A 12,868-nucleotide genomic window follows, 5' to 3' on the forward strand; every position below is an offset into this window, starting at 1 on the left:
GCCCGGCGGGGATTAGGATGGTTTCGACCGGCTCGGTAGCACCTGCATATACCGGAAGCCTCGAGGGAGACCCAAGCATGGAACATCACGCCCGCACGCAGGACGAGCGGCTCGAGATCAAGACGACCACCTGCTACATGTGCGCTTGTCGTTGCGGTATTCGCGTGCATTTGCGCGAAGGCGAAGTGCGATACATCGATGGCAACCCGGAGCACCCACTCAACCAGGGCGTGATCTGCGCGAAGGGCGCATCCGGAATCATGAAGCAGTATTCGCCCGCCCGGCTCACTCAGCCATTGATGCGCAAGGCAGGCGCCGAGCGAGGCAGCGCGCAGTTCGAACCGGTGTCGTGGGATGTCGCCTTCGATACCCTGGAAAAGCGCCTTGCCGCTATCCGTGCCACCGACCCCAAGAAATTCGCGCTCTTCACCGGCCGCGATCAGATGCAGGCGCTGACAGGCCTCTTCGCCAAACAGTTCGGTACGCCTAACTATGCGGCTCATGGCGGATTTTGTTCAGCCAACATGGCAGCCGGCATGATCTACACGATCGGCGGCTCGTTTTGGGAATTCGGCGGTCCCGATCTCGACAGCGCCAAGTTGTTCTTCATGATCGGCACGGCGGAGGATCATCATTCGAATCCGCTGAAGATCGCGATCTCGAAGTTCAAGCGCGCGGGCGGTCGCTTTATCGCGATCAATCCCATCCGCACCGGTTACGCCGCCATTGCCGACGAATGGGTGCCGATCAAACCCGGCACAGACGGCGCGCTGTTCATGGCGTTTCTCCACGAGTTGATAGCAGCCGACGCCTGGGACCACGAGTTCGTGCAGCGCTATACGAACGCGGCCGATCTCGTCGATCTCACTGAACAGAGTGAGAACTTCGGCCTGTTCGTGAACGACCCGGATACACCCGCGGGCAATCCGCTGTTTCCGCAAAATCATGCGTGGTGGGATGTCGATGCGGCGCGCGCCGTGCCCCATCATTCCCCCGGCGTGACACCCGCGCTCGAGGGCCGCTATACGCTCGCGGACGGTACGCCCGTTGCGCCGTCGTTCACGCTGCTGCGTGAGCGCGTCGCGGATTGCACGCCCGAGTGGGCGGCTGATATCACGGGCATTCCCGCTGCCACCATTCGCCGTCTCGCGCAGGAGATGATCCAGACGAGCCGCGATCACCGCATCACGCTGCCTATTCCCTGGACTGACGCGTGGGGCGAGACGCACGAAACCGTCACCGGCAACCCCGTCGCTTTTCACGCCATGCGCGGACTCGCTGCGCACTCCAACGGCTTCCAGTCGATCCGTGCGCTCGCGGTGCTGATGTCGCTGCTGGGCACGATCGACCGGCCCGGCGGCTTTCGGCATAAGTCGCCGTTTCCGCGTGCCGTGCCGCCATCGGCGAAACCGCCGAACAGTCCCGACGCCGTCAAGCCGAACACGCCGCTTGCAACCGGGCCGCTGGGCTGGCCTGCCGCGCCGGAAGATCTGTTCATCGATGAAAACGGCGGCCCCGTTCGCATTGATAAAGCGTTCTCGTGGGAGTACCCGCTTGCCGTGCATGGTGTGATGCATAGCGTGATCACCAACGCGTGGCGAGGCGACCCGTACCCGATCGACACGTTGATGATCTTCATGGCCAACATGGCCTGGAACTCGTCGATGAATACGACGAAGGTGCGCGAGATGCTCGTCGACAAACACGCGAACGGTGACTACAAGATTCCGTTTCTCGTGGTGTGCGATGCGTTCCAGTCGGAGATGACAGCGTTCGCCGATCTCATCCTGCCGGACACGACTTACCTTGAGCGCTACGACGCGATGTCGATGCTCGATCGTCCGATCTCCGAGTTCGACGGTCCGGCCGATTCAGTGCGGGTGCCGGTCGTGCCGCCTTCGGGGCAGTGCAAGCCGTTCCAGGAAGTGCTTATAGAACTTGCGTCGCGACTGAAGTTTCCGGCATTCACCACGGCCGAAGGGGCGCGGCGCTTTCGTGATTATCCTGACTTCGTGGTCAATTTCACGACGTCGCCCAATTCCGGGGTGGGATTCCTGATTGGATGGCGTGGCAAGGATGGGGACAAGGCGCTGGTCGGCGAGCCGAATCCGAAGCAGTGGGAACAGTACGCAAAGAATAACTGCGTGTTCCATCACGTGATGCCGGAACACTTGCAGTACATGCGCAACTGCAACGGGCCGTATCTGGACTGGGCGGTGAAAAATGGCTTTCGCAAGTTCCGCGAACCAATCGTCATCCAGCTTTATTCCGATGTCATGCAGAAGTTTCGTCTCGCCGCGCAAGGGCGAACGAAAGGCAGGCAGCCTCCCGATCACCTGCGCGAGCGCGTCGAAAAATACTTCGACCCGCTGCCATTCTGGTACGCGCCGCTTGAAAGCAATTCAACCGATCTCGAGCGCTTTCCGCTCGCCGCCGTCACGCAGCGGCCGATGGCGATGTATCACTCATGGGACTCGCAGAATGCGTGGTTGCGTCAGATCCACGGCGAGAATTATCTCTACATGAATCCGTTGATGGCGGCCGAGAACGGCATTGCGGACGGCGGCTGGATTTACGTTGAATCGCAGTGGGGCCGCGTGCGCTGCATGGCGCGCTTCAGTGAAACGGTTGAGCCGGGGACGGTATGGACCTGGAATGCGATCGGCAAGGCGTCGGGCGCATGGAACCTTGGCGCGGACGCGAACGAATCGCAGCGTGGCTTCCTCCTCAATCACCTGATCACCGACGAACTGCCCGGTACGGACCACGCGGACGAAGCCGCCGGACGTGTCTCGAACTCGGACCCGATAACAGGACAGGCTGCGTGGTACGACGTGCGCGTACGGATCTATGCGGCAGAAGCCGACGCGAAACACACGCTGCCGCAGTTCGACGCCATGCATTCGCTGCCGGGTTCGAACGGCGTGATATCGCGGATCGTGCAGACCTACTTCGCGGGGCAAGGCAAATTCGCGGCACGGCTGCGCGGTGCGGTAGGGCGCAAGTAGCGACTCTAAGAAGCAAGGGGACATGCAATGACTCAAATGGCGCTGGTGATCGACCTGAACGTGTGCGTGGGATGCCATGCTTGCGTGACGAGTTGCAAGGAGTGGAATACATCGGGCGAGTCGGGCAGCCTTGCCGACCTCAATCCCTACGACGCCGATCCGTCCGGCACGTTCTTCAATCGGGTCCAGAGCTTCGAGGCGGGCAGTTATCCGAACGCTGAGACTATTCATTTCCCGAAGTCGTGCCTGCACTGCGAGGACCCGCCGTGCGTGCCGGTGTGTCCAACCGGTGCGAGTTATAAGCGCAAGGAAGACGGGCTTGTGCTGGTGGACTTCGATAAATGCATCGGCTGCAAGTACTGTGCTTGGGCGTGCCCGTACGGCGCACGCGAACTGGACGAAGAGCGCAAGGAGATGACGAAGTGCACGTTGTGCGTGGATCGTATCCATGATGAAAATCTCTCCGATCGGGATCGACAACCGGCGTGTGTGCTCGCCTGTCCGACCTCTGCACGATTGTTTGGTGACATTCACGATCCGGAATCCGTGGTGTCGAAAGCGATCAAGGAGCGAGGGGGGTATCAGTTGATGCCTGAATGGGACACGAAGCCCGCGAACCATTATTTGCCGCGCAAGATGACGCCGGCTTCTGGGTGTGGGGAGGGCGGGTGTTCGTGCAAGACGGCATCCGCCGAGTCCATGCCGCAAACCTTGGACGCGCAACTCGAGGGTGGGCAATTGAATCTTGCGTCGGTCGCGACGCGCATCCAAAGGACTCCGCAATGAACCCCGCTTTCTCAGTCGTCTTCCTCACCACGCTAAGCGGTGCGGCGCAGGGCCTGTTGATCGCGCTCGTCGGCGTGGAGACGGCCTCTTATCTGGGCCTTCTCGCAGCCCCGCCGAGCGCGTTCTATGTCGCGGGCGCGGCGTTGTCGGTGGTGCTTGGCGGACTCGGACTCATCGCCTCGTTCTTCCATCTCGGGCATCCTGAACGCGCCTGGCGGGCGGTCGCGATGTGGCGAACCTCGTGGTTATCGCGTGAATGCCTCTGCCTGCCGGCGTTTCTCGCGTGCGACTTTTTCTACGGCCTGGCGCACTGGTTCGGCTCACCATGGTCGCTCGCGGTGGGGACGTTTGGCGTGATCGCGAGCGCCGCGCTCTTCGTGTGCTCGGCCATGATCTACGCATGCCTGCGCTTCCTGCAAGAGTGGGCCACGCCGCTCACGCTGGCCAACTTCGTCCTGCTTGGCTGCGCGTCCGGATTTACGCTGGTCACCGCATTGAGCGCGTGGTTCGCGCCTGCACTGACTGCGGGGCTTGCGACCTGTGCATGCGCATTGACGCTTGCCGGTTGCGCGAGCCGGTCGGCATCGCTCGTGCGCAACGCACGATTGCGGCCCAAGTCCACCGTGCAGAGCGCGACGGGGATCAAGAATGCCAAGGTCGTGCAGGTATCACGCGGTTTCACGGCCGGCGCATTCAATCTGCGCGAGTTCTTTCACGGTAAATCGGCCGGCACGCTGCGCGGGGTCAAGTGGGGCTTCCTTGCGACTGCATTCGTGGTGCCTGTAGTACTGCTGGCGCTGGGCGCAGGCGTGCATTCGATCGGCGTCTCCGTCGTCCTGCTGGCCGCGGCGTGTCTCGTGCAGTACGCGGGCCTGGTGGCGGAGCGATGGTTCTTCTTCGCCGAGGCAAAGCATCCGCAAAACCTTTATTACGCGCGAGTGGGATGACGCTTGGGTTGGGCGTCGAAACTCGGTTGGACCCCGCACGATCAAGACGAAATAAGGCAGCACACGTGCCTCACAATAACGATCCACGGTCGACCACTACAGCGGAGCAGAGCGCTCCCGGAGCGACAAGTATCCAGTTGCTCCCTTCAAAATCTTGCATGCAAAACTCTCGGCGAGATGTTAAGCCGCCGAGTTCACTACACGCGTGAAATATTGCGTAAGGCCTTAAGAAGGTCGCCTCCTTTTCGCACGGTTCATTCGCTCGAAAACTTGGATCATCCCCCTAACGACTCAGCCTTTAGGCATGCGCCCAAGGAACGCTCTCACATAGGCGATGGCGAACCGCGCTTGGGCGGAGAGGTATCGGAAACGTTAGCGATGGAACGTGAACATTCACGTGTCATCAGGCGCGCTTCCAGGAGTCGGCGTGCGACCGTTCGTTTCAAAGCTACTGCTTTTGAAAAGCTTAGCCCGGCGAATGGCAGGCATCGTGTTCGATCAGCGCAACTTCAACGATGGATTAACGGGGGCAGGTATGACAAGGTCAGGAAAATTGGAATCGAAGTTGTTCAACGTGAAGCGTGTTGCCGGGACCGCCACGCTGGCGTTATTGCTGTTGGGTGGCGGCTTTTCCGGATCCGCACAGGCGGCGAGCTTCCATTGCGGCAAGAAGGTCTCAAGCTCGGAAAAGCTCGTTTGCAACGATCCCGAACTGTCCACTCTCGACGACAAGCTGGCGATCGCCTACAAGCGCGCTAAAGACGTTACGCCCGACACAGAAGCTTTTGAGGACGATCGGGTCAAGCAGTGGCAATGGCGTCAACACAATTGCAAGGACAAGATCTGCGTGGTCAACTGGTACAACCGTCGCATCAGTGAACTCGATGCGGACTTCGATCAGGGTAGCGAGAATCAGGTTACCGTGCTTAAGGCCAGCCTTGCTGAGCAAAAAATAGTGCCACCGGCTCAAGCGGCCGTGTTGAGGATTAAAGGCGACACAGGTTCGTTGTCGATGCAATAGCATGCAGACGTTGATTGTCTAAAGGGGGTTCTTGCGCGCGGGACTTCCCAAGATGGCAGCAACTATCCTGGGCGCGAATGCCTGCCTCATCGCAGTCGATCTCGCTGGAGCCGAACCAACGAAACCTTGGGTATCGACCCAGCATGCTTCGCGCGAATGCGCTACGACTTGCCGCAGGATGTCGCCAGCCAAGCGACATCCTGATTAGTAGCCTATCGTTGATTCATTTGGTCCCTGGCTGTTCAAACGGGGACCGCGGCAAGGGCTCGCCATCTACGAACGCCGTGGCGCTGCGCACAGCAAACTCGAACGCACAGTCACGATTGGCGAACTGTCCAAGATTGCCAAGAGAGGTCGCTTCGCCATCCTCTTCCAGGATGGAAACGCGGGCCAGAAACGTGTTGCCTAGTCTTGTTACCGACGGTTGAATAGCAGCACCATGGTGATAAAAGACCATTGCATCTCCTTTCATTTGATTGTCGATCTCCGATAACTTTAGCCCCGCCATTCACCGATCAAAAATATTATTTTCCACGCCGGGACATAATTAAAAGCAGAAGCCCTCCACCTGGACGATGCGCGCACACGACCATGATCCGCCGTATGCGAGCTGGATGCAGGTAGCATCGGTGTGGTGAAGTGGTCACATAAAAACGTTTCGAATGGGCCGCCTTATGAAGTTACCCGGGTCTGGCGACCATTATGTGACGCGAGTGTTTTTTGCGCTAACGTGAGGATGAAGACCGCCTTAAGGAGTGATGCCGTTGGCTTTGTCAAAGCGCATCGCAGCGTGTTTGACATTATCGTGCGGGAGAATGGGGGTGCGACCGCAACGGGTAAGCGGTTATGCCGAGCGCGAGTTTGTCTTGAGTCGCCCGTGCACAGGTAATGGCGATGGCGTAATGACACTGCTTTAAGGATCATCCAATCGAATGCGTATTTTTCGGCCTCTCATGCTTGAATTCGTGACCGACCACTCGATCGTGCGGTCGGCGCGATCTGACTCCTTCATATCGAATCTCAATGCCCTGCGGCAAGTTTTCAGGCGGTCCCGGTGACCAGCGCCCACACACGTAACGTCGCGATCCTGCTCGCGTTGCTTGGGGTCGGTCTCTCGATGGGCGTGCCTTTTCTATTAGGCTCCCACGCGTTGTTTGCCGGCCTTCGAACCATCCCGGTAGAAGTATTCGTGGTGCTGGCTGCAAGCGCCGCTGTGAGTGCGCTAGCGAAGGCCGGCAAGCTGCAACTCATGCAAACGACACTTGGCTTGCATGTTTCTTTCATGCGCACGTTTGCGATCACTCTCGTGACGGACTTAGCCTTCCTGGTGTCACCGATGGGCGCAGCCGGGTACGGGGTCAATATCGGCCTGCTTCAGCGCGCCGGGGCTTCGTGGGCGACAGCCACCACCGTTGTGGGCGCCGACCAGGCACTCGACCTGACGTTCTTCGGGGTAGCGGTCCCGATTGCGCTTCTGTTCTCTATCGGCCCTTTAGCGCATTTCCTTCCGAGGGTGAGTTTATCCACGGTTGCCGTCACGCTCGCAGGTGTCGCAATCCTGATGGGCGCTCTTTGGATGTGCCGTCGCTATGTCGCACGTGCACTCGACGCGGCGGGCCATCTTGTCCCATGGCTCAGGGCTCGACGGTCCCGCTGGGACAAATTTCGCCACAGCGTGCATCAGCAGTGGCGCCTGCTCATCACAGGGCCTCGTGACAGGTTGGTCGCGCTGTTGCTGCTAACCACGCTGCAGTGGCTGCTTCGCTATAGCGCCCTATGGTTCATCTTGCTGGAACTCGGATACCGGTTGCCGCTGGGCTTTGTCCTCGCGGTGCAGGCAGTGGTGTTGCACGCGGCACTTTGGACTGGCGTTCCTGCAGGCGGGGGCGGGGGAGACCTGGCGCTTGCAGCTGCGTTTGCGGCCTGGGTTCCGCGGACGGTCATGGCGACGGCCCTGGTTCTTTGGCGATTCGCGACGCTCTATTGCCCGCTGTTGCTGGGCGCAATGGGCTTTCTCGCGCTTGCGTGGCGCCGCCGCGCGGCCACACCTGCTCCGGCTCGTGACTGAGGCATAGACGGAACCTTTCGACGGAACCTTTCGGCGGAACCCTTCAAAGCAACCTCACGCTACATTGTCGCGTGGGCTCCGGATGCGTACGAAGAACGGCGCATGCCCGGCGTGATCGACTCGTAACGAAAAGAGATGACATGTCTGTGACAGCAGCGCGAGCGGATAGCTGACTTTCAACAAGTCGGCAATCATGCGCCATTCAGCGCGAACGCCTGCCCAGTAGCCGAGCTTTTCAGTCTTGCGCGCCTGCGTTACGTTCGGCCAGTGGGTGACTGCAATCGAGAGCCGGCGTTCGATGATCAGGTCGTTCATGAACACCTCGATGCCAAAGCGCGGCAAGCGGTGAATTTCCTTGAGCGCTTCGCTTAACAGTTCTTTCCTGACCACGCGCTCACCCGAAACGAAGTCCAGGCCGATGGCGCGAAACAGCAGCAGGCTGTTCTGCCGCAGGCTCAGGCTGACGTCCGCGGTGCCATTCAGAACGGGGGCGGCGAGTGCGGTGATATGTTCGCTCGCGAGCCCCTTGAGGTCTGCATCGAGCAGCATGAGCAACGCGTTCTGGGCCGCGGAAATGCCTACGGCCATCGCCGCGCTTTTACCGCGATTCACCGGGCACGTAATCAGCCTGACAGAAGGGAAGCGCTTGACGACGTCGGCGGTCCCGTCGGTCGAGCCATCGTCGACCACGATCACCTCGTCCAGCAGCGGATGCACCGTTGCAACGGCCAGCACCGCGCCGATGCGCGGAGCTTCGTTAAACGCACAAATGATGCATGAAACACGATGGCGATTGGACGATATGGAAAGGGCAGTCATGCGGGACGGCAGATGAGCGATGGGAGAGAAGCGGCGCAAGGTGCCGGTAAGGCGCCGGTGCCGAGAGCGGCTTGCGATCCGGCATCCTACCGCACGGAGCTACAACGTGCTCCGCGAGCCTGAGAAATCGTGCCGAGGCGCAGGCTGAAGCTGATCGACGGCGGCGCCTGGGCGACATTTTCCAATCGAACTTTGACCCGGGGAAGAGGCGTTCTCACCGCGCTTATCCCCGCTCAAGCCGTCACTATTCACCTGGCCGCACGCAGCGCCGCCTCTTTCACATAATCAATGAACAACGCAGGCGCAGGCTCCGGCTGATCGTCGCGTTTGAGTGCGAGTACGTCCGAGACAAGGCGATTGTTTTTCATCGGCCTGAAGACCACGCCCAAGTCCTGCGAGCTGCGCAACGCCTGAGGAACCAGCGCGATACCCATTGCATGACCGACCATGGTCACAACGGTCTGCCAAAGCCTGACCTCATGACGTATGCGCGGACTGAAGCCGGCTTCCACGCAAAGCGCGATGATCAGGTCATGGTAATGAGGCGAGACCTGTCGCGGAAAAAGGATGAAGTCATCTTGCGACAGCTTGCGCAGATCGATGATCTTGTTCGATGCCAGCCGGTGATGTTCCGGCAAGCAGCAGACAAACGGTTCCGTGACGATAGGGACCGAGACAACACCCGTCGGCAGATCGCACCAGTAGCTGCACCCGACGTCGATCTGCATTCGCTGGATCGCGTGGACTTGTTCGTTCGTGTTCATCTCGGTCAACACAATCTCGAGTGCCGGGTGATCGGCTTCGAAGCGCTTCACCGCTTCGGACAGCCCCCTATACAACATCGAATTCACGAAGCCGACGCGAAGCCGCCCCGCGAGTCCTTGCGCCGATCGCACCGTCAGCCGCTCGGCTTCGGCAGCCTGCTGCAAGAGGTTGCGCGCTTCGCTGAGCAACACCTGTCCCGAGTTGGTCAGCGCCACGCTCTTGTTGGTTCGGGCGAGCAATTGCACGCCGAGTTGTTCTTCGAATTTACGGATCTCGAAGGAGAGGGCGGGTTGCGAAACGTGAAGCCGTTTCGCCGCACGACCGAAGTGCAACTCTTCCGCCGCAGCGACAAAAAACCGGAGTTGCCTGAGTTCCATGACGCTCTCCCATCGATAATCTGCGTTTATCGTACCAAACAAAACCGGTATTAGACGATTATCGATACCACGCCTAAGCTTGGGAAAACTGCAAAAACGTGGAGACAAGCATATGGGCGTCATGGAGCGCGGACCGGTCATTGGTCAGTCGAATATTCCCGATAGCCGCGGCACAAATTTCTACTACAGCGACCCGGGCTTTGGGTCGCTGCTGCGGGTTTATCTCGGCCAGGCCGCCTTCGAGGCTTTAGAGCCGAAGCTGGTTGAGTTAGGCCGCCGCGCTGCGAACGAGCTCGACGTGCTGGCCGCGACGGCCGACAAGAACCCGCCGACGTTGCGCCACCGCACGCGGCGCGGCGAAGATCTCCAGTCGATCGACAAACATCCCGCTTACGTTGAACTGGAGCGGGTCGCTTATTCCGAGCTCGGACTTGCGTCCATGAGCCATCGCGGCGAGGCCATTGCGCCGCTCGTGAAATACGCGCTGACGTTCCTGTTTGTCCAGGCCGAATTCGGTCTGTGCTGTCCGGTGAGCATGACGGATTCCCTGACACGCACGTTGCGCAAGTTCGGCTCGGCCGCCCTGGTCGAGCGCTTCCTTCCAAACCTTGTTTCGCAGGACTTCGACACCTTGTTCCAGGGCGCGATGTTCATGACCGAGCAAGCGGCCGGTTCCGACGTAGCGGGCATTTCCACGCGAGCGAAAAGGATGGGGGACGAGTGGCGAATCACCGGCGATAAGTGGTTTTGCTCCAACCCCGACGCCGACCTGGCGATGGTTCTCGCTCATGTCGATGGGGCAGCAGCGGGCATGAAAGGACTGGGGCTGTTCCTGCTTCCCAAGACCCTCGATGATGGCACGCGCAATCACTATCGGATCGTGCGGCTGAAGGACAAACTGGGTAGCCGCTCCATGGCGAGCGGCGAGATTATTCTCGACAATGCTCATGCCTATTTGATCGGTGAAGTGGGACGCGGCTTTCACCAGATGGCCGACATGATCAACATGTCGCGGCTTTCAAATGGCGTGCGCGCTGCAGGTCTGATGAGACGAGCCGTCAACGAAGCGCTGCACGTTGCGCGCAATCGGGAGGCGTTCGGCCGGAAGCTCGTCGACCTGCCATTGATGCAGCGGCAACTCGTCAAGATGATGCTGCCCACCGAGCAAGCCCGTTCGATGTTCATGCAAATTGCAATCAATCTGCCCCGTGCCGACGCCGGCGATGAGGAAGCCAAAAAGCTCGTGCGTATCCTGACGCCGCTGATCAAGTTCCGGGCTTGCCGCGATGCGCGTCGCGTGACCGGCGACGCCATGGAAGTGCGGGGCGGCGTGGGTTATATCGAGGAATGGAGCGACCCGCGGCTCGTACGCGACGCGCATCTCGGATCGATCTGGGAAGGCACCAGCAATATCGTGGCACTGGATATTGCGCGGGCGGTCAAGCGCGAAGGTGCGCTTGAGCCGTTGCGAGAATATCTCGTACGGCTGCTTGGTGAAGCGCGCCTGCCGTCACGCAGCCATGCGCTCTTTGCGTCGGTGTTGGAGCGTGCTTGCAGCGTGCTACTGCGGGTCACAGCAGATACCCAGCGCGATGAACTCGTGCGCGAGGCGGGCACAGCGCTGTACCACGCGTGCACGGCGATCTTCATGGCAAGCGAAGCCTCGAAGCAAGCACCGGACTACAGGAGGCTGGGACTCGCTCACCTGATCGCCCGATACAAGCTTCTCCCGCGAGACCCGCTTGCAATTGGCGCAGAGGATGTCGCGCAGGAAACCCTGGCGTTGATCGTCGCCGAGGCGCCGCTGTCGCTCGACGATGCGCTTCGGCTGCTTCCTGAGCATGCGGAGCAAACAGCATGACCAGAAAAATCGGAGCACTCCAGGGACTCAAAGTAATCGACCTCAGCCGCGTTCTAGGCGGCCCGTATTGCACGCAGGCCATCGCCGACCATGGCGCTACCGTCATCAAGCTGGAACCTCCCGCAGGCGATGAAACACGCGGCTGGGGTCCGCCTTTTGTCGGAGATACCGCGTCGTACTTCGAAGGCGTGAATCGCAACAAGCAGGGAATCGTTGTCGATCTCACGCGTGAAGAAGGACGCGAGATCGTCATGCAATTGCTGGCCGATGCCGATGTCCTGATCGAGAACTTCAAACCCGGCACGCTCGAGCGCTGGAACATGGGCTATCAGCAGGTACTGAAGGCGCGCTTCCCCAAGCTCATCCATTGTTCGATTTCGGGTTTCGGACCGGACGGCCCGCTCGGTGGTTTACCCGGCTACGACGCCGTCATCCAGGCGATGACCGGACTTATGAGCGTGAATGGCGAAGCAGGAGCGGGGCCGTTGCGGGTGGGCTTGCCTATCGTCGATATGGTGACCGGGCTTAACGCGTTCGCCGGCATTCTTCTCGCGCTTCATGAGCGAGCCCTGAGCGGACTCGGCCAGTCGATCGATATCGCGCTCTACGACTGCGGAATATCCCTGCTTCATCCGCATCTGCCGAACTACTTCGGCTCCGGCAAGACGCCCGTTCGTACCGGCAACGCGCACCCGAATATTGCGCCTTACGACAGTTATCGTACCGGCAGCGAGCCGATTTTCCTGGCTGTCGGAAATGATCGCCAGTTCCTGAAGTTGTGCACGCATCTGGGCGCACCACAGCTTGCCGCCGATGCGCGCTTTATCGACAACCGCACGCGCTGTGGGCATCGTGAAGAACTGAAGGAAGCGCTCGAAGCGCTGCTTGCTACGCACGAATGCGCGTTGCTGGCTGCCATGCTGATCAGGGAAGGCGTGCCGTGCGGCCCTGTGCAAGGAGTCGATGATGTCGCGCGCCATCCGCATACGCTGCATCGGGAGATGGTGGTGGAGATGGGCGCGTATCGCGGAACCGGTACGCCGATCAAGTTGTCCCGCACGCCCGCGACGTATAGATCACGTCCTCCCGCGCTTGGAGCAGACACGCTTGCCGTGCTCGATTCACTGGGCATTGACCGGGAAACGCAGACAAAGCTGATTGCAGCAGGTGTGGTCAAAGCCCGATAACCCGCGCGAAGCGGACCGTCCGAGTCCGT

At 60.1% G+C, this 12,868-nt stretch carries 10 protein-coding genes; 7 read left to right on the forward strand and 3 right to left on the reverse strand.

All coding sequences use genetic code 11. The features are described from left to right. Positions 1 to 77 precede the first annotated feature (77 nt). The 4 genes from FH08_RS0128615 to FH08_RS48670 all read left to right on the forward strand — a co-directional run bounded on the left by FH08_RS0128615 (position 78) and on the right by FH08_RS48670 (position 5,762). Positions 78 to 3,008, forward strand: coding sequence for a molybdopterin-dependent oxidoreductase (locus tag FH08_RS0128615; RefSeq protein WP_031361637.1), 2,931 nt, complete (start codon positions 78 to 80; stop codon positions 3,006 to 3,008). Between the two features lie 27 nt (positions 3,009 to 3,035). Then, on the forward strand, positions 3,036 to 3,794 hold the full coding sequence (locus tag FH08_RS0128620; RefSeq protein WP_031361638.1) for a 4Fe-4S dicluster domain-containing protein: 759 nt from the start codon (positions 3,036 to 3,038) through the stop codon (positions 3,792 to 3,794). Next, the gene (locus tag FH08_RS0128625) at positions 3,791 to 4,741 is read left to right on the forward strand and encodes a dimethyl sulfoxide reductase anchor subunit family protein (RefSeq protein ID WP_031361639.1); all 951 of its coding nucleotides are present in this window, start codon (positions 3,791 to 3,793) and stop codon (positions 4,739 to 4,741) included. Before FH08_RS0128620 ends, FH08_RS0128625 begins: the two co-directional genes overlap by 4 nt. Before the next feature lie 427 nt (positions 4,742 to 5,168). Continuing rightward, on the forward strand, positions 5,169 to 5,762 hold the full coding sequence (locus tag FH08_RS48670; RefSeq protein WP_152602939.1) for a lysozyme inhibitor LprI family protein: 594 nt from the start codon (positions 5,169 to 5,171) through the stop codon (positions 5,760 to 5,762). A gap of 223 nt (positions 5,763 to 5,985) precedes the next feature. Here the strand turns inward: FH08_RS48670 and FH08_RS0128635 are convergent, their stop codons facing one another. Beyond that, entirely contained in the window at positions 5,986 to 6,219 is a 234-nt protein-coding gene (locus FH08_RS0128635) for a hypothetical protein (protein ID WP_031361641.1), read from the reverse strand. Between the two features lie 597 nt (positions 6,220 to 6,816). Here FH08_RS0128635 and FH08_RS0128640 point away from each other — a divergent pair. Further along, positions 6,817 to 7,830, forward strand: coding sequence for a lysylphosphatidylglycerol synthase transmembrane domain-containing protein (locus FH08_RS0128640; RefSeq protein ID WP_031361642.1), 1,014 nt, complete (start codon positions 6,817 to 6,819; stop codon positions 7,828 to 7,830). 54 nt (positions 7,831 to 7,884) lie between these two features. Here the strand turns inward: FH08_RS0128640 and FH08_RS0128645 are convergent, their stop codons facing one another. Beyond that, complete coding sequence (locus FH08_RS0128645) at positions 7,885 to 8,649, reverse strand: glycosyltransferase family 2 protein (protein ID WP_063771236.1); 765 nt, start codon at positions 8,647 to 8,649, stop codon at positions 7,885 to 7,887. A 248-nt stretch (positions 8,650 to 8,897) separates the two neighbouring features. Then, positions 8,898 to 9,791 (reverse strand): LysR family transcriptional regulator, encoded by an 894-nt coding sequence (locus FH08_RS0128650; protein WP_031361644.1) that lies wholly within the window; start codon positions 9,789 to 9,791, stop codon positions 8,898 to 8,900. A 112-nt stretch (positions 9,792 to 9,903) separates the two neighbouring features. Here FH08_RS0128650 and FH08_RS0128655 point away from each other — a divergent pair, with 112 nt between their 5' ends. Next, positions 9,904 to 11,652 carry an acyl-CoA dehydrogenase family protein gene (locus tag FH08_RS0128655; RefSeq protein ID WP_031361645.1) on the forward strand — a complete coding sequence of 583 codons (1,749 nt, stop codon included), beginning with the start codon at positions 9,904 to 9,906 and terminating at the stop codon, positions 11,650 to 11,652. After that, positions 11,649 to 12,839: a CaiB/BaiF CoA transferase family protein gene (locus FH08_RS0128660; protein WP_031361646.1), complete on the forward strand. Its 1,191-nt coding sequence runs from the start codon at positions 11,649 to 11,651 to the stop codon at positions 12,837 to 12,839. Before FH08_RS0128655 ends, FH08_RS0128660 begins: the two co-directional genes overlap by 4 nt. The last annotated feature ends 29 nt before the right edge of the window (positions 12,840 to 12,868 follow it).

It is taken from the genome of Caballeronia sordidicola, from assembly GCF_000729995.1.
GTDB classification, from domain to species: Bacteria; Pseudomonadota; Gammaproteobacteria; order Burkholderiales; family Burkholderiaceae; genus Caballeronia; species Caballeronia sordidicola_A.

What these genes read in the sequence shown, in the direction of transcription:
- FH08_RS0128615 (WP_031361637.1), top strand. Translation starts at nt 78, where the DNA reads ATGGAACATCACGCCCGCACGCAGGACGAGCGGCTCGAGATCAAGACG.
- FH08_RS0128620 (WP_031361638.1), top strand. Translation starts at nt 3,036, where the DNA reads ATGACTCAAATGGCGCTGGTGATCGACCTGAACGTGTGCGTGGGATGC.
- FH08_RS0128625 (WP_031361639.1), top strand. Translation starts at nt 3,791, where the DNA reads ATGAACCCCGCTTTCTCAGTCGTCTTCCTCACCACGCTAAGCGGTGCG.
- FH08_RS0128635 (WP_031361641.1), bottom strand. Translation starts at nt 6,219, where the DNA reads ATGGTCTTTTATCACCATGGTGCTGCTATTCAACCGTCGGTAACAAGA.
- FH08_RS0128645 (WP_063771236.1), bottom strand. Translation starts at nt 8,649, where the DNA reads ATGACTGCCCTTTCCATATCGTCCAATCGCCATCGTGTTTCATGCATC.
- FH08_RS0128650 (WP_031361644.1), bottom strand. Translation starts at nt 9,791, where the DNA reads ATGGAACTCAGGCAACTCCGGTTTTTTGTCGCTGCGGCGGAAGAGTTG.
- FH08_RS0128655 (WP_031361645.1), top strand. Translation starts at nt 9,904, where the DNA reads ATGGGCGTCATGGAGCGCGGACCGGTCATTGGTCAGTCGAATATTCCC.
- FH08_RS0128660 (WP_031361646.1), top strand. Translation starts at nt 11,649, where the DNA reads ATGACCAGAAAAATCGGAGCACTCCAGGGACTCAAAGTAATCGACCTC.